Origin of the sequence: Streptococcus sp. 263_SSPC (genome assembly GCF_001071995.1) — a bacterium.
Lineage (GTDB): Bacteria > Bacillota > Bacilli > Lactobacillales > Aerococcaceae > Granulicatella.
In genome coordinates this window covers 1-15432 of record NZ_JVNU01000042.1, presented here as the reverse complement: position 1 = coordinate 15432, position 15432 = coordinate 1, and the positions used below count along the sequence as shown (strand labels likewise).

20 protein-coding genes and 1 other annotated feature are annotated in these 15432 nt (G+C 39.8%); of the genes, 3 read left to right on the top strand and 17 right to left on the bottom strand.

The window, feature by feature from the left end; genetic code table 11:
• From ADH02_RS06640 to ADH02_RS06615, 6 genes are all read right to left on the bottom strand, one after another.
• Nucleotides 1-295, bottom strand: a 295-nt coding sequence (locus ADH02_RS06640; protein WP_048782010.1) for a transposase, incomplete at its 3' end; no start/stop codon positions are given.
• 439 nt (nt 296-734) lie between these two features.
• Nucleotides 735-2255, bottom strand: coding sequence for an ABC transporter permease/substrate-binding protein (locus ADH02_RS06635; RefSeq protein ID WP_048783579.1), 1521 nt, complete (start codon nt 2253-2255; stop codon nt 735-737).
• A complete protein-coding gene (locus tag ADH02_RS06630) occupies nt 2248-2979 on the bottom strand; it encodes an ABC transporter ATP-binding protein (RefSeq protein WP_048783577.1) in 732 nt (243 codons plus the stop codon). Before ADH02_RS06630 ends, ADH02_RS06635 begins: the two co-directional genes overlap by 8 nt.
• 12 nt (nt 2980-2991) lie before the next feature.
• Complete coding sequence (gene yghU, locus ADH02_RS06625; RefSeq protein ID WP_048783575.1) at nt 2992-3783, bottom strand: glutathione-dependent disulfide-bond oxidoreductase; 792 nt, start codon at nt 3781-3783, stop codon at nt 2992-2994.
• A gap of 140 nt (nt 3784-3923) precedes the next feature.
• Nucleotides 3924-4331 carry a hypothetical protein gene (locus tag ADH02_RS06620; protein ID WP_048783574.1) on the bottom strand — a complete coding sequence of 136 codons (408 nt, stop codon included), beginning with the start codon at nt 4329-4331 and terminating at the stop codon, nt 3924-3926.
• The gene (locus tag ADH02_RS06615) at nt 4328-4669 is read right to left on the bottom strand and encodes a hypothetical protein (RefSeq protein WP_048709613.1); all 342 of its coding nucleotides are present in this window, start codon (nt 4667-4669) and stop codon (nt 4328-4330) included. The genes ADH02_RS06620 and ADH02_RS06615 overlap by 4 nt, the downstream gene beginning before the upstream one ends.
• 205 nt (nt 4670-4874) lie before the next feature.
• Here ADH02_RS06615 and ADH02_RS06610 point away from each other — a divergent pair, with 205 nt between their 5' ends.
• The gene (locus ADH02_RS06610) at nt 4875-5138 is read left to right on the top strand and encodes a SemiSWEET family transporter (protein ID WP_048783572.1); all 264 of its coding nucleotides are present in this window, start codon (nt 4875-4877) and stop codon (nt 5136-5138) included.
• Nucleotides 5139-5282: 144 nt separating this feature from the next.
• Here the strand turns inward: ADH02_RS06610 and ADH02_RS06605 are convergent, their stop codons facing one another.
• From ADH02_RS06605 to infC, 10 genes are all read right to left on the bottom strand, one after another.
• Complete coding sequence (locus ADH02_RS06605) at nt 5283-5891, bottom strand: DUF1269 domain-containing protein (protein WP_048713928.1); 609 nt, start codon at nt 5889-5891, stop codon at nt 5283-5285.
• Nucleotides 5892-6284: 393 nt separating this feature from the next.
• Nucleotides 6285-7361, bottom strand: coding sequence for a VanZ family protein (locus ADH02_RS06600; RefSeq protein ID WP_048783569.1), 1077 nt, complete (start codon nt 7359-7361; stop codon nt 6285-6287).
• 218 nt (nt 7362-7579) lie between these two features.
• Nucleotides 7580-8650, bottom strand: coding sequence for a TIGR00341 family protein (locus ADH02_RS06595; protein WP_048783568.1), 1071 nt, complete (start codon nt 8648-8650; stop codon nt 7580-7582).
• Nucleotides 8625-8948 carry a potassium channel family protein gene (locus ADH02_RS06590; protein WP_048711036.1) on the bottom strand — a complete coding sequence of 108 codons (324 nt, stop codon included), beginning with the start codon at nt 8946-8948 and terminating at the stop codon, nt 8625-8627. The genes ADH02_RS06595 and ADH02_RS06590 overlap by 26 nt, the downstream gene beginning before the upstream one ends.
• A gap of 280 nt (nt 8949-9228) precedes the next feature.
• Nucleotides 9229-9531: a TMEM175 family protein gene (locus ADH02_RS06580; RefSeq protein WP_048783566.1), complete on the bottom strand. Its 303-nt coding sequence runs from the start codon at nt 9529-9531 to the stop codon at nt 9229-9231.
• Nucleotides 9532-9884: 353 nt separating this feature from the next.
• Nucleotides 9885-10277, bottom strand: a complete 393-nt coding sequence (gene rpsI, locus ADH02_RS06575; RefSeq protein WP_005605904.1) for a 30S ribosomal protein S9 — start codon at nt 10275-10277, stop codon at nt 9885-9887.
• A gap of 13 nt (nt 10278-10290) precedes the next feature.
• Nucleotides 10291-10734 carry a 50S ribosomal protein L13 gene (gene rplM / locus ADH02_RS06570; RefSeq protein ID WP_039848825.1) on the bottom strand — a complete coding sequence of 148 codons (444 nt, stop codon included), beginning with the start codon at nt 10732-10734 and terminating at the stop codon, nt 10291-10293.
• Between the two features lie 86 nt (nt 10735-10820).
• Nucleotides 10821-11180, bottom strand: coding sequence for a 50S ribosomal protein L20 (gene rplT / locus ADH02_RS06565; RefSeq protein ID WP_005605911.1), 360 nt, complete (start codon nt 11178-11180; stop codon nt 10821-10823).
• Nucleotides 11181-11248: 68 nt separating this feature from the next.
• The gene (gene rpmI, locus ADH02_RS06560; protein ID WP_005605917.1) at nt 11249-11449 is read right to left on the bottom strand and encodes a 50S ribosomal protein L35; all 201 of its coding nucleotides are present in this window, start codon (nt 11447-11449) and stop codon (nt 11249-11251) included.
• Nucleotides 11450-11472: 23 nt separating this feature from the next.
• Nucleotides 11473-11976: a translation initiation factor IF-3 gene (gene infC, locus ADH02_RS06555; RefSeq protein WP_005605919.1), complete on the bottom strand. Its 504-nt coding sequence runs from the start codon at nt 11974-11976 to the stop codon at nt 11473-11475.
• 44 nt (nt 11977-12020) lie between these two features.
• Nucleotides 12021-12149 (bottom strand) — a sequence feature (ribosomal protein L20 leader region).
• Between the two features lie 192 nt (nt 12150-12341).
• On the opposite strand from infC, the gene ADH02_RS06550 reads away from it, so the two are divergent.
• Nucleotides 12342-12839, top strand: coding sequence for a hypothetical protein (locus tag ADH02_RS06550; protein WP_048783565.1), 498 nt, complete (start codon nt 12342-12344; stop codon nt 12837-12839).
• Between the two features lie 171 nt (nt 12840-13010).
• Here ADH02_RS06550 and ADH02_RS06545 read toward each other — a convergent pair whose 3' ends face one another.
• The gene (locus ADH02_RS06545) at nt 13011-14960 is read right to left on the bottom strand and encodes a S9 family peptidase (RefSeq protein ID WP_048783562.1); all 1950 of its coding nucleotides are present in this window, start codon (nt 14958-14960) and stop codon (nt 13011-13013) included.
• Between the two features lie 177 nt (nt 14961-15137).
• Here ADH02_RS06545 and ADH02_RS06540 point away from each other — a divergent pair.
• On the top strand, nt 15138-15432 hold a 295-nt coding region (locus tag ADH02_RS06540; RefSeq protein ID WP_048782010.1), incomplete at its 3' end, for a transposase.

The following is a 15432-nucleotide window of genomic DNA, read 5'->3' as shown; positions in this document are numbered from 1 at the left end:
ATTCCTTGTATTTTTTTAATATTTCTAATTCAACTTCTTTTCTTCGTAATTCTAATTTTAATTGATCGATTTCAGAAAGTTTAGCCATTCCTTTTTCATAAGAATATTGTTTACCCACCTGTTGGTGGAAACGATGTGTTTCTCCATTTTTATACCATCTAAACCATGTTTCTACTTGCGTTTTGTTTTTAATGTTTAACTCCTGCATTACTTGTTTTGTACTATATCCCTGTAATTTCATTTCTACGGCTTTATTTTTAGTATCGGCTGAATAAGCAACACGATTTTTAACCATAAAAAGACACCTCCATGCGTATTTGATAATATTGTACCAAATCCAACTTGGAGGTGTTTTTATTTAATTCTCATTTACGGGGGTCAGTGCCATACTACATTCCTTTTTTCCTTATATTTATCCCCCAAAAATGGAGGCAGAACAAGAAAATGCTTCTTATCCAGTCATGTAGTCGCGTTGAATGCACCCACAAAACCGTTCTCGCAACTTCAAAATGAATGGCTCTAAAAATATACGTTAAAATACAAAAGAATCCTTGGATTTTATAGTAATAAGAATAGCGATTGTAACCAATGTGAATTAGAAAGAGTTGGAGATTCTCTCCTACTCTTTCTTTGAAGCTTGGTAGGCGTGAGACCAAGGCTCACGCAGGTACAGCTATTCTATTTACTATAAATAAATCCAAAGGATTCTGAAGGATTTTAACAAATCCCATTTTTTATTTCTTTAACAGCCCTTCACTTTGTAAGAAGTTGCGAGCGACGGTTTCTGCGGATTGGCCTTCAACTCCCACTTCATAGTTCATGCGACTCATTTGTTCCGCCGTAATCTTTCCAGCTAAGACATTAAGCACGCCTTCCAATTCCGGATGTTGTTTCAATAACGCTTCCTTCATTAAAGGTGCGCCTTGGTAAGGTGGGAATAATTGCTTGTCGTCTTCTAGCACCACAAGGTCATAACGCGTGATTTCTGCGTCCGTTGAATACGCGTCGGTGATTTGAATGTCACCCGATTGAATCGCTTGGTAGCGAAGGCTTGGTTCCATCGTTGCGACGTTGAGGTTCAATCCGTATACCTTTTGAAGGCCGCGGTTTCCGTCATCTCGGTCATTGAATTCAAGTGTGAATCCAGCTTTTAATTGACCTTCGACTTTCTTCAAGTCTGAGATGGTCTTGAGTCCGTATTTTTCAGCGATGGCTCTTGGGACCGCGACGGCATACGTATTTTGGTATTCCATTGGCTTCAAGTATGCCAAATTGTCTTGCTTCAAGATGCCATCTTTCGCCAATTCGTACACTTCTTCTGGATCATGCGATACTTTTGGCGCTGGCTTCAACAAGCTCTCCGTAATCGTTCCTGTGAATTCTGGGTAAATGTCGATGTCCCCATTCTTCAAGGCTTCATACAAGAACGTTGTCTTCCCGAAGTTTGGTTTCACTTCGACTTTCAGCTTCGTATTTTCCTCAATTAAGAGTTTATACATATTCGCTAAGATTTCTGGTTCAGGTCCTAATTTACCAGCGATGATAAGGGTTTGTTGGCCCATCGAAGGCATCATCCCTGAAACAAAAGACGCTCCGAGTCCGGCAAATAGGACGATAAACGTTGCGAAAATCGTTTTTAATTTGGCATGTTCCATCCATTTCAACAATGTACTAAACGCAATCGCGAGAACGGCTGAAGAGATCGCCCCGATTAAAATCAAGCTGGCGTTGTTGCGGTCAATTCCAAGAAGGATGAAGGAACCGAGTCCCCCTGCCCCGATTAACGCTGCAAGAGTGGCTGTCCCGATAATAAATACCGCTGAAGTGCGCACTCCTGACATGATGACAGGCATCGCGATTGGAATCTCAAACTTCTTCAATCGTTCCCACTTCGTCATCCCAAAGGCAACTCCCGCTTCTTCCAAGCTTGGGTCAATCCCCTGTAGTCCCGTAATCGTATTTTGTAAAATCGGGAATAAGGCGTAAATCACAAGAGTTGTCAGTGCTGGGACCGTTCCAATCCCCATAAACGGAATAAAGAGCCCTAATAGCGCAAGAGATGGAATTGTTTGGAAAATCCCTGCCACTTGAAGAACAAATGCCGCAGAGCGCTTGTGTGAGCTTAAAACAACGGCTAGCGGTACGGCCACGACAATCGAAATTAATAACGCTAATAGCGAGAGTTGTAAATGTTGCCCTAGTGCCACTGTCCAGTCGCTAAATCGCTCTTGGAAGGTCGTTACAAGATTATGCATGAACAGCACCTCCTTTGAACAATTCTTGGACAAATTCCGTTGCAGGATGCTCTAAGATTTCTTCAGGACGTGCGACTTGCTCGATGGCTCCGTCTTTCAAGACTGCAATACGGTCACCCAACTTCAATGCTTCGTCTGTATCATGGGTAACGAAAATCGTCGTCATCTTGAACTCTCGGTGCAATGCTTTCGTAAGTTCTTGTAGTTGCTTACGAGAAATCGCATCAAGAGCTGAGAATGGTTCGTCCATGAGAAGCGTCATCGGTTCTGCAATAATGGCTCTGATAATCCCAACACGTTGTTGTTCCCCACCAGAGAGTTCGCTTGGAAGTCGTTTGGCATAATCTTCTGCTGGAAGGCCTACCTTGTCGAGTAATTCCTTTGTTTTCGCAGCGATTTGCTCCTTCTTCCACCCTTTCATTTCAGGGATGAGCGCGATGTTTTCCGCTACCGTTAAGTTCGGAAACAGTGCGATTTGTTGAAGTACATAGCCTGTCTCTAAGCGTAATTTTCGTTGGTCATGTTCCTTGATTCGTTTTTCATTTAAATAAATATTTCCATCAGTCGGTTCAATCAACTGATTAATCATCTTTAACATGGTTGTTTTCCCTGAACCGGATGGCCCCACTAACACCATAAATTCGCCGTCGTTAATCGTAAGGTTCACGTCTTTTAAAACGAGCTTTGCGTCATAACGTAAGGCGACATTTTTATATTCAATCATACTAACCCTTCTTTATTTAATAGATTTATACTCCGCTTCTACTCCCTTTTGTACAGCGGGACGTTTGGCAATTCTGTCTGCCCATTCGTTTAAATGCTTGTAGCTTTGTGCATCAAGGAACTCTGCAGAATTTTGATACAAGTGTCCTTGCACGAGGCGTCCGTACCATGACCAGATGGCAATATCAGCAATCGTGTATTCGTCTCCTGCGATATATGGGCGCTTCACTAACTCTTTATCCAGCAAGTCTAATTGGCGTTTCGCTTCCATTGTGAAACGGTTAATGGCGTACTCGATTTTTTCTGGCGCGTAGTTGAAGAAATGTCCAAATCCGCCACCTAAGAATGGTGCTGCTCCTGTTTGCCAGAAGAGCCAGTTTAAGACTTCTGTACGTTTAGCAGTATCTTGCGGAAGGAATTTTCCGAATTTTTCTGCTAAATATAACAAGATATTCGCTGACTCAAAGACGCGAATTGGTTCATCTCCTGAACGGTCTAAGAGTGCTGGAATCTTCGAATTCGGGTTAATCGCTACAAAGTCGCTACCGAATTGGTCCCCATCCATAATCGTAATTTTGAATAAATCATAGGCTGCCTTGTCAACGCCTGCTTCGAGTAATTCTTCCAGCATAATGGTCACTTTAACGCCGTTTGGTGTCCCTAGCGAATACACTTGTAAGTCTGTTTCTCCGACTGGTAAGGTTTGTTCAAAACGCGCTCCTGCCGTTGGACGGTTAATTCCTGAGAACTTCCCTTGGTTAGAATCGGCTGCGCTCCAAACGCGTGGTAACTGATATTCTGTCATATGGTTTCCCCCTTGAGTTCTCTTTAGAATTATTTTAACATGACACATCCATTCTCTTTGAAACATCTGCTTATGAATAATTTCTCAAGAAAAATACCTTTCCAAAAGAAATAGCCACCGAATCATCGGTGACTACTGTTTTATAATGCATCCAATATCTCACTAATAACATCTTTCCATGTAATCCTCTTACGTCCATTAATCGTTTCAAATAGATGGTACACTTTCAGATGATTGTCATTGCGAAATACAAAATCGAAGCGGAATTCACGTCCGTTTGGAGAAATCGCATCGAACTTGGTTTTATATTTATCATGAACTGGGCTCACGGGATATTTATTAAACAGCATGCGACGCTCGTCCCCTGCTTCCCTGAGACAATTCTCAAGCTCCTCACAAAATTCCACAAACATCTGGTAGAGCTGTTCCTCGGAAAGTCTACGACTGCGAACGAGTGACTTACAGTCTGAAAATCCGCAGCGTGTCATATCGATGGCAAATGAAAATCCTTCTTTATTGATTCGATTTAAAAATTCTTCACGGTTCATGCTTGTCCTCCGTTGCTGTTTTCTCTGGCCCATTCGGGATTGCTATAATAGCGCACGAAGAAATGAGGGTCTCCGCCTGCTTCGTCCATTTTATCTTTAATGCTCACTTCTGGATGAGTGACTTCTCCTGTTTTTGTAAAATACTCTCCGATTTTACCCGTGCGATTTTGAAGCCCCCACGCCACATCGTTTCCTACAATCGCTGCTAAGAATCCATGACTCTCCACCAAGTCAAAGAATTCGGCTACGGTTAAGCTCTCTGGCACCTCGAATGTCATCTCATGATTGTATACATCATCTCCGGCACAAACCGAATTGCGATCGACAATAATTTTCATCTGGCCACTTCCTCTAATGAAATACTTGTGACTTCATTATACCATATCCGCATTTTATTCTCGCTTTTCTATCCAATCCGTCTGTAATTTAATCTATTCTTTACTGATTAAGAAATCTTTAAAAATGACTCTTAAAATCAATATATGTTTATAAAATAAAGAATATGTGTTAGTATATCCGTATTAACTTTTTTGGAGGAAACATATGTCAAAACAAAAGATTAACCGTTTTGTTGGATCTATTGGAGCTTTTATCGGTTTCCTTGTATTTATTGCTTATATTCCACAAATTATCGCAAACCTACAAGGAAGTAAAGGTCAACCTTTCCAGCCGCTTTTTGCTGCCGTTTCTTGTCTAATCTGGGTTATTTACGGTTGGACTAAAGAACCAAAAAAAGACTGGATACTTATTTCCCCTAATGCAGCTGGAGTCATTTTGGGCGGACTTACTTTCCTAACCTCTTTATAGTAAGAAATATGTTTTAATCGTAAACTGAATAGATTTATTTACAAAGGAATTAAGTACAATGTTTACTTAATTCCTTTTTCTATGCTCTCCATTTCTACAACAAAAAAGCACCCTGTAAATACAGAGTGCTGAGATCAAATTTAATTATAATTTTAAATTTTCGAATTTAGCTTTAATATTATTTTTGAATTCTTCGATTTTTTCTTTACGAGCCTCTTTACGTTCTGCTTTCATTTGAGCGCGAGCCTTATTATAAAGATCAGCTTGAACTTTTGCAGCAGCTTCAATTTCTTCTACTACTGATTCAACATTCCAACGTAAAATTTGTGTGTCGTATTTATTAAAATAAGCATTTAATACTTGCTCATCATCTTCTTGAACTAAAGCAACAAGAGCAGTTTCACCACTAACTAATTTTTGAGAAACTTGGTCGATTAAACCTTCTTGGACAGCTTCAACAGTATCGCCTCCGGCTAATCCGTATAGACTTCCAATTCCGTAACCAAATAATACACCTAATGGTCCCGCTAGCAGTCCGACAAACGCACCGATTAGGCCGCCTTTTAAAGCACCATCATTTGCAGAATCTTCAAAATCAAAACGATCTTTATCAGTAATATGACCGCCTTCATTTTTGATAACAGCAATTTGAGCGACTTTTGTTTTCTCAGTTTGCTTGAATGTTTTCAACTCAGCAAATGCCTGATAAGCTTCACTTTCTGTTTTGAAAATAGATACTACTAAATTTTCCATATTAATTCCTCACTTTCACTTGTGGATAGGTTAAGTATAATCTTTATCTACATAAAAAGCTAATCATTACTATTAAGTAGCGACGAGTATTAATTCGATTTAAAATAATATCGAAAAAATGATATTAACATTTTGAGGCTAGGGCTTCAACCAGCGAAGCCTGGGCTGTAAGCTACTAAAGTAGCAACATCCCCTTGCTAGGCCTTCGCCCTTCGCACCCATGGCTGTAAGTTGCTAAAGCACCAACACCCCCTGGCTAGGGCTTCGCCCGTCGCAGCCACATCCGTAAGTCGCGTTGCTCCAACGGCTGTGTCAACTGACCTCAATTCTCTACACAAAAAAGCACCCCAATAAATGGGATGCTAAAAATGTTAATTCATTTTAGAAAAACGATTATGCTTTTCTATCAATTGTGCTTTGGTACTCCGCCCCTGTTAATCGGTCGAATAGGAAACGACGATTGAAGAGCGTCACGATAAGGATGATTAAGAAGTACAATACGAATATGAGTAAGGTTCCTGCAAATAATACGAGGAATTCTGGTGTTTCTGCTTCAAAGTTAAAGACATCCATGAGTGTGAGTAATCCTAGCGGAATCCAGTTGAAGTACGCTGTGATGAGGATACCTCTGAGTACTGTACGAAAGGCTTTGTTGTCTTTGAACTCTACTCCAAATTTAAGCAAGGCGCTTCCGAGTGTTTTTCCATTAATGAGTGGCACTACGGCAAAATACAATGCAAACAATGCGGAAACTGGAATGGTTGTATTCAAGAAACTATAAGGTACGTAGACAATCGCTGCGTCAATGAGGAGCGACAACATGACGCGAATGCTCGATACGCGTGTTCCCTCCTCAAAGGATTTCTCATCAATGGCGTCTCTTGAAGGAAGAACCCAAACTGCAAGTTGGCCAATGAAGTACCCGAGTGCGCCACCAGTCGTGTTTTGAATAATATCATCGATGTCGCATAGACGGTAAGGACCTGGATATATGAAGTACAATCCAGATAGTTGAGTAAGCTCAAAGAATAAGCTGAGTAGCGCTGTTAATAAAATCGTCTTCTTGAAGCTGCATTTGAAATAATAACGCATGTAAATCCCAAACGGCACGAGCATCAATACATTGAATGCTGGGACGTAGAACGATGGATATTTCATCGAATCAAACCATGTCGATGGATCTGTCAGTACAAACGGGCTATCGTTGAAGAAGTCCGCTACAAACGAAAACGGAACGAGGTTTAATTTGTCTGTGTACGTCGTATGAACCGTCTCTGGGTCCGGAAGTGGCAAGTTCACTAATAAGTACGCCGCCAGTAAATATAAGATAAACGAATAAAAAATAACCGTGCGCAATTTATTCACCGAACCGTATTTTCGATAGTTTGCAATCATGTACGGAATGGTAATGACAAACGCTAAAATAGGAAATAAAATCAGTGCGATTTTAATGGTGCTGATATAAGACATAAATACTCCTCGACTAATAAAGTTAATATCCGCATTATACCAAAATACGTGCAGTGAATAAATAATTCGTACTAACAAAAAAGCACCCTGCAAATACAGAGTGCTGAAATTTTGTAAGTAATTCTTGTTACGTATTAACGTTTTAAGGCTTGCTTTGTTCATTTATGAACCGTTATCAGAAAACAACCAGAAAGAAAAACCTATACAGTTCATCGTCCTCAATCCTTGTCTGCTTCATTTTCTTTTGCGCGATCGTTTTGTAAATCTTTTTCAGAGAGTTTTTGTTCGATATACTTGTCAATGTTTTCGTAAAATTCCTTGATCGTCTGACTATCTAATTTTGCCGAATTGTGGAATTGCTTGACTTTCAATTGAACAGATTGAATACCGTAAGAGGCTTGTTTTTGGCGAATGATTTCTAATTCTTCTTCTGAAATCGGATCTCCAACAACCGTCAAGACCAATTCATTATTACTTGACTTGTAGACTTGATTAATGACCGTATGATTGGCAAACTCATTTCCTACAAACTGTTTGATCCCTTCTTTTCGCGCTTGATCCATCGTCAGAGTGACTGCTGAATAGCTGGCTGGAAGGACCAATAATACAATCAAGGATATCAACCCAATTCTCATTTTAATGCTTAGCTCATTAAATGAACTTAAGGGAGATTTTCTCATCATAATTCTTGTTCCAACAATGTTGATTAGCATGATAAAGACACAGTTGATCAAGAAAAGATAAAGAGCCCCAAATAAAAATCGTACATTTCCATTAGCTAAACCATAGCCTGCAGTGCAGATAGGTGGCATCAGAGCTGTTGCGATGGCTACTCCTGGTACGATATTGTTTGCTTCTTTTTTCCTTGAACCAATGAACCCTGCTATCCCACCAGCAATAGCAATGAGAACATCCCAAATGGTTGGAGAGGTTCGTGCAATCAACTCGCTACTTGCATAAGACAAGGGAGAAATCCAGAAATACAGAGTCGAGACAAGCAAACTGACCAACACTTGAGTCAATAAAACCTCTAGAGATTGCTTGATTAAACGCGTATCAAAAATAGCTAAACCGAATCCCAGTCCAACAATCGGTGTCATGAGAGGTGAAATCAACATGGCTCCTATAATGACAGCTGTTGAATTCATATTTAGTCCGATAGAGGCAATAAAAATTGCACACATCAAAATCGCTGTATCTCTCAATCGAACATGAAGGTCATCGTATAATTTCTCACGGTATTCCCGTGTTGAATAATTGGCATCATTTGTCCTCTCCTCTTTCCTTATTTAAATTGGTATAATAATTAAAAATAACAGCTGATAAACAGCCAAAAAATATGAGCCCATAAATCGTCAAGAAGACACTGGTAATCCTTCCAATCAAGGTCACAGCTAGGAGATCCCCGTAGCCGACAGTCGTCGAAGTCACAAAAGCATACCAAAGACCGTCTCCGTAATTTGTGATAGCAGGTTCAACTAGGAAAAGCACGCCTCCTGACCCAAAAACAAAGGCCACAAAACTCAGAGCAAACCGAGTAAAACCCGTAACCTGCATAATATGCCATAACATTTTTAAACGTTTCATTTGTTCTCCTTATTCATACTAGCTCCTGACCGAGCCGTTTTTTTCCAATAATCAAAGTGAAGATAGGACATGATCTCCATCAGAGAAAGATAGACAAACTGATAGATCTGATTTAAGCTGATTATCAACTGATATTGTTTGAAAAATGACTGGAAGAAAGACCAGATATGACTGTCTTGAATCAGTCCCTTCTTAATATCAGACAGGATATTAGCTAAAGCTCCCAAGGACTGAAACGGTAAATCCTTGACATTTATATAGATCCGGTCCACCACATCATTCAGACTTGTATCTTGGATGGCATGAAATTCTCCAAAGAGAACTCCTGCCGCTCCAAGAGTAGAAACAAATTCCACCAAATAATTTCTGAGGAAATTTTCTCAACCTTTTCCCATAATGTGTTTAGTGCCATCCATAACGATCCCAACCAGAAAAAGGAAAGAAAACAAGCAAAGAAATTTTGCCGTAAATCCCAAAAAGCTTCAAGACTTGGTGTTGTTGGTTTTTCTAACTCTAAAACCAAGATGGTCATAATAATTGCTAGAACAGCATCTGTCAATACAATTAATCTGTCTTTCTTCATCGGATTGCATCCCCTTTCTTTTTTGTAACATTCTATCTTATCGCATAATATTGGATATTCTTTCATAATCCGACTACAAACAAAAATAAACCAAAAAGTATGTCCCTATTATACTATATTTAACTCTAGAAGTATTCATCCATCTAATTAATAAATATATCATATTTCACAATAAGTGAATACTATCAAAGATTCATCCCCTTTCACTTCATCATGTAGTGTTGCTTAGATTTATCAAAAACAACCAAATTTGTATTAATTTCAAGTATCACCTAGTTACAAAAATTTGGGGTGAACAGAAAAAGCATCCCGTATTTTTGATACGAAATGCTTTCAATAAGTTTAAATAAGTTTTAACGTTTACTAAATTGTGATGCTTTACGAGCTTTTTTCAAGCCTGGTTTTTTACGTTCTTTCATACGTGGGTCACGTGTTAATAAGCCAGCAGCTTTTAACACTCCACGGAAGTCAGGGTCAACTGTTAATAATGCACGAGCGATTCCGTGACGGATAGCTCCTGATTGACCTGTGAATCCACCACCGTTAACGTTAACTAAAACGTCGTATGAACCTAATGTTTCAGTTAAGTTTAAAGGTTGTTTGATTACTTCGTGTAAGTAAGCAAATGGGATGTATTCTTCGATTGATTTTTTGTTAATTGTAATGTTTCCTGTCCCTGGTACTAAGATAACACGGGCAGTTGAGTTTTTACGGCGTCCAGTGCCGCGGTATTGTGCTTGAGCCAATGCTTTTTCCTCCTTAGATTAGTGATTGGATGTCTACTGCTACTGGTTGTTGTGCAGCATGTGGATGTTCAGCTCCACCGTAAACATGTAATTTAGTAAATTGACGACGACCTAATGAGTTCTTAGGTAACATGCCTTTGATTGATAATTCAACTAATTTACGAGAGTTGTTAGCACGTAATTCACCAGCTGTACGAGCAGTCAATCCACCAGGGTGGTTTGAGTGGTGATAGTAAACTTTATCAGTTGCTTTTTTACCTGTTAAGGCAACTTTGTCAGCGTTGATGATGATTACGAAATCACCTGTATCAACGTTAGGTGTAAATGTTGGTTTGTTTTTTCCACGTAAAATGCTTGCTGCAACAGCTGAAAGACGTCCTAATGGCACATCAGTAGCGTCGATAACAACCCAGTTACGTTCTGTAGTGCTAGCTTTAGCCATGTATGTTGTACGCACGATTGTTTCCTCCAATTTCTTTCTTGGTATTCTTCACATTGAGTTTAACGGGGCTCAAATGTGGATCTATTATCTAGAAAATAAAATTATTTTGCTAATGCTTCTTTAGCTTTGTCTGCTAATACTGTGAAAGCAGCTGCATCGTTAACTGCTAAGTCAGCTAACATTTTGCGGTTCATTTCGATACCAGCTAATTTTAAGCCGTGCATTAATTTGCTGTAGCTTAATCCGTTTAAACGAGCTGCCGCATTGATACGTGCGATCCATAATTTACGGAAGTCACGTTTCTTTTGACGACGGTCACGGTAAGCATACATATATGATTTCATGACTGCTTGTTTAGCTGTTTTAAATAATTTTGATTTCGCTCCGTAGTAACCTTTAGCTAATTTTAAAACGCGGTTACGACGACGACGAGTAACTGTTCCACCTTTAACACGTGGCATAATTAATTCCTCCTTGGTCTATCAGTCTCTTGCGACTGGCTTGAAAATGTAATAGTTTGCGTGCTGAATTAACGCATTTGACTTAATTGTTGTTTAATACGTTTGATGTCAGTAGCGTGAACCATTGTTTGTTTACGCAAGTGACGACGTTGTTTTTTAGTTTTGCCATGGAAACGGTGGCTTGTGAAGGCTTGAGAACGTTTTAATCCTCCACCACCTGTACGTTTGAAACGTTTAGCTGAACCACGGTGTGTTTTTTGTTTTGGCATGAGACTTTCCTCCTGTTACTTTTTTACTTATCATTCTTAGGTGCTAACATCAAGAACATGCTTCGTCCGTCCATTTTAGCCTTTTGTTCAACTGTTGCGATTTCAGAAACTTGTTCTGCTAAACGCTCGAGAACTTTTTGACCAATCTCTTTATGAGTAATGGCACGACCTTTGAAGCGAATGCTTGCTTTGACTTTATCACCTTTTTCAAGGAACTTGATCGCCGCTTTTAACTTCGTATTAAAGTCGTTCTCATCAATTGTAGGGCTTAGACGCACTTCTTTGATATTGATGACTTTTTGGTTTTTGCGAGCTTCTCGTTCTTTTTTCTGTTGTTCAAAGCGATATTTACCATAATCCATGATTCTGGCAACTGGCGGTTTTGCGTTTGGCGAAACTAATACTAGATCAAGTCCAGCTTGTTCTGCTAAACGTAAAGCATCGTTTTTCGTTTGAACACCAATTTGTTCACCGTTATTGTCAATAACACGTAACTCACGAGCGCGAATTCCATCATTGACCATCATATCTTTTGCTATGATATTCACCTCCAAGAATTTTTGAGAGAAAAAAAGCAAAAAAGCAACGGAAGTAATAGAATACTCCCGCTGCCAATGTCTTTTTAAAACTTGAACATTTCCTATCAGCCCAAGGACCAGTGTCAACTTAGGCGAGAAGCGGGATGCTTCTGCTTGTTTTCTCAACTCCAATAGTCTACCAAATAATAGAGAATCTGTCAACACATATCCCTTTACAGGTCACTATTAATTTTTCCTTTTAGTAGAATACCGTATTCCCTCACATTCGTCAACAAATCTACTCTTCTTTTCGTGTTTTTCTCTAGCGTGAGGAGTATAATATAGGTGAAAATTTGAGAAAGGAGGTGTACGCTATGGGACTTGCGAATCTTCAACAGTATTCTCTCACAAAACACTTTAAACAACGAGCCCTCGAACGCTTTGGTATCCCCGAAGAGAAATGCTTAAAGTGGTTTCGAGTTCAGGCACAAACCATGGAGTTATGTGACAATCCAAAAAATCAAGATCCACATCAACAACGATTTCAGAATGCCAATAACATTATCATGATTTGTAATACGGAAAATTTGACTGCTCGTACTTGCTTTTTGGCTGCGTCTTGTGACCGATTACTGTATGAACAATTTAAAACGGACCGTGAAATGCTGATTGCAACTTACCGAACGGAACTGGTCGGTAAGGAATCAGACGACATTTTACAGTCGCTTGAAACATTGCTTCGCATGACAAACGAAGCACGGTTAAAATTGTCAGTCGTTTCAACCGAGTGGATGAAAGACTTTAATACTTCTCTTCAACAGTTGCAGTCTAGTGTGGAGACCATGCAACAACATTTAAATTTGTTCAATTAGGCTAATAAACTCTACTCTTTATTATTCTAATTAAGCAACATGGGTGAGCCGATATCGACTCACCCTATTTAAATGGTTGTATGTCTATTGATTTCTCAGATTCCTTACGGATTTTTTGAAATCAATCAATTAGTAAGTGCGTCAACCTCTGCTGTTTGAGAGTGGACGCTGTTATTTTGAATACTCCTCAAACCAGTCTGTAATAGCTTTTAGACGCGCTTGACGAAGGTTTGGTAATCCTTGACGAGATAATCCGTGGCTAGACTGAGGGAATAGAATCATTTTTGTTGGCACGTTGTTTTTACGCATGGCCATATACATTTGCTCCCCTTGCTCTTGTGGGCAACGTAAGTCACTTTGTCCGTGTAAAACAAGTAATGGCGTCTTCGCATTTTTCGCATGAGCTACTGGTGACATTTCCCATAAGCGTTGTGGGTTGTTAATGTCATCAAGCAATTGTTTTTCCACGAAGAATGGGCCGATGTCGCTAGTGCCGTAGAAGCTAATCCAGTTACTGATTGAACGTTGCGTGACGGCTGCACGGAAACGGTCTGTGTGCGTTACGATCCAGTTCGTCATGAATCCGCCGTAGCTTCCTCCGGCAACGTATAATTGGTCCGCGTCGACTTCAGGGTGTGTTTCTAAGATGTAGTCTACCCCCAACATTAAGTCGTCGAAATCGTGGTTACCGTAATCGCCGAGAATACTCTTCACGAAGTCTTGTCCGTATGTGTTACTTCCGCGAGGGTTAATCATAATCACGCCGTAACCTTTTGCAGCGAGGGCTTGCATTTCATGGAAGAAGCTTTCTCCGTAAGCCACTTGTGGTCCACCGTGCACATAGAGAATTGCCGCGTGCTTGTCTGCTTTTTCTACTGGCGGCATGTACCATCCGTGGATATCCCAGTTGTCGTATCCTTTATAAGTGAAACGTTCAGGTATTGTCACGATGTGCTCAGCTAAGTACGCTTCGTTTGGATTATAAAGGTCTGTGATTTCTCCTGTTATTAAGTTTAAGCGCGCTAATACGCTAGGTACAGTTGTTGTTGAATAGATGATGAATAGCTCGTTTTCAGAGATGATTGTTGCTCCTGTGAGGTGTAAGTGTTCATCGAAGATTTTTTCCACTCGTCCGTCTAAATATAAACGGTAAAGAACGGTTTTGCCCTCAACGCTTGCGCAAGCTAAGAAGCTTTCTTCGTCAAACCATTGTGGCGCAACTCCTGTCACGGCTTGTTGGAAATCCGCCACGAGCCAGTCGCCCCATTCCACATCGAGGTCGGCTGTTAAGTTTAAAAGTTGCCCTTCTGCAGTTGGAGTGCTATCGAAGTTCACGATTAAGTCTGCTTGCGTCACGAATCCGTGCTCTCCTGAACTATATTGTAGGACTGCTCCGTCTTTTGAATCCAAGACATATCGATAAGACTCGTCTGTTCCAGCTTCAAGAATCGGATGAATATCGCCTGTTGTTACATCCACGTAGCACGCTTCTGCACTGTCTAATGTCCAGCGAACGTTTGATAAATCGCGGTCAACTACAAGCGTTGTTCCATGATGCAATACATCGCGGAGACTGATGGATTCTTTTGATTCGAATAGTGTTGAACTTTCTTTTGTAACGATATCCACTTTTTTGATTTGAGTGACTTCATCGTTTGGTAAGAAAGTTCCTCCGTCAAAACGGTACGTTGTTTTTTCCACAACGATTGGTTGAGGGAATTCTTCTTTCTTCTCTTCTTCCTCTGGTTTTGTAGTTTGGAAGACAATCGACTCACTATCTTTTTCCCAAACATAGCTAGACACGCCTTTTTTCTCTTCTGTTAAGGCGATGGCTTTCCCGCCATTAATCGATTGAATTTTTAGTTGTGGAGTCTTTTCTTCTCCTGCATTGCTGATGAAGCTAATCCATTTCCCATCTGGAGACACTTTCAGCGATGAATTCACTGTTCCTTCGTCTCCATATGCTACGTTGCCGTCAGCGGTGTACTTATAGATGGCTGTCTCGTACGTATTTTTCTTTTCATTCATTTTTGTTTCTGTAAAAAAGAAAGCATCTCCTGCCACAACAGGTTGCCCTACATTTTTCAACTCGAATAAATCTTTTTGTTCGATTTTCTTCATTCAAATCACTCCTTTTCAGTGTGTACCTTTCTAGTCTACTCTCATAATGAAAGTTTTGCAACGCTAAAAAAGCGTGACACTAGGAAGGCACTGACCCCCGTAAATGAGAATTAAATAAAAACACCTCCAAGTTGGATTTGGTACAATATTATCAAATACGCATGGAGGTGTCTTTTTATGGTTAAAAATCGTGTTGCTTATTCAGCCGATACTAAAAATAAAGCCGTAGAAATGAAATTACAGGGATATAGTACAAAACAAGTAATGCAGGAGTTAAACATTAAAAACAAAACGCAAGTAGAAACATGGTTTAGATGGTATAAAAATGGAGAAACACATCGTTTCCACCAACAGGTGGGTAAACAATATTCTTATGAAAAAGGAATGGCTAAACTTTCTGAAATCGATCAATTAAAATTAGAATTACGAAGAAAAGAAGTTGAATTAGAAATATTAAAAAAATACAAGGAAT

Excerpts from the sequence above, each read along its gene's own strand:
- rplT (WP_005605911.1), bottom strand. The coding sequence starts at position 11,180 with ATGCCACGTGTTAAAGGTGGAACAGTTACTCGTCGTCGTCGTAACCGC.
- ADH02_RS06590 (WP_048711036.1), bottom strand. The coding sequence starts at position 8,948 with ATGAAACGTTTAAAAATGTTATGGCATATTATGCAGGTTACGGGTTTT.
- ADH02_RS06605 (WP_048713928.1), bottom strand. The coding sequence starts at position 5,891 with ATGGAAAATTTAGTAGTATCTATTTTCAAAACAGAAAGTGAAGCTTAT.
- rpmI (WP_005605917.1), bottom strand. The coding sequence starts at position 11,449 with ATGCCAAAACAAAAAACACACCGTGGTTCAGCTAAACGTTTCAAACGT.
- ADH02_RS06620 (WP_048783574.1), bottom strand. The coding sequence starts at position 4,331 with ATGAACCGTGAAGAATTTTTAAATCGAATCAATAAAGAAGGATTTTCA.
- ADH02_RS06615 (WP_048709613.1), bottom strand. The coding sequence starts at position 4,669 with ATGAAAATTATTGTCGATCGCAATTCGGTTTGTGCCGGAGATGATGTA.
- ADH02_RS06600 (WP_048783569.1), bottom strand. The coding sequence starts at position 7,361 with ATGTCTTATATCAGCACCATTAAAATCGCACTGATTTTATTTCCTATT.
- ADH02_RS06545 (WP_048783562.1), bottom strand. The coding sequence starts at position 14,960 with ATGAAGAAAATCGAACAAAAAGATTTATTCGAGTTGAAAAATGTAGGG.
- infC (WP_005605919.1), bottom strand. The coding sequence starts at position 11,976 with ATGATGGTCAATGATGGAATTCGCGCTCGTGAGTTACGTGTTATTGAC.
- ADH02_RS06580 (WP_048783566.1), bottom strand. The coding sequence starts at position 9,531 with ATGAAGAAAGACAGATTAATTGTATTGACAGATGCTGTTCTAGCAATT.
- ADH02_RS06610 (WP_048783572.1), top strand. The coding sequence starts at position 4,875 with ATGTCAAAACAAAAGATTAACCGTTTTGTTGGATCTATTGGAGCTTTT.
- yghU (WP_048783575.1), bottom strand. The coding sequence starts at position 3,783 with ATGACAGAATATCAGTTACCACGCGTTTGGAGCGCAGCCGATTCTAAC.
- ADH02_RS06635 (WP_048783579.1), bottom strand. The coding sequence starts at position 2,255 with ATGCATAATCTTGTAACGACCTTCCAAGAGCGATTTAGCGACTGGACA.
- ADH02_RS06630 (WP_048783577.1), bottom strand. The coding sequence starts at position 2,979 with ATGATTGAATATAAAAATGTCGCCTTACGTTATGACGCAAAGCTCGTT.
- ADH02_RS06550 (WP_048783565.1), top strand. The coding sequence starts at position 12,342 with ATGGGACTTGCGAATCTTCAACAGTATTCTCTCACAAAACACTTTAAA.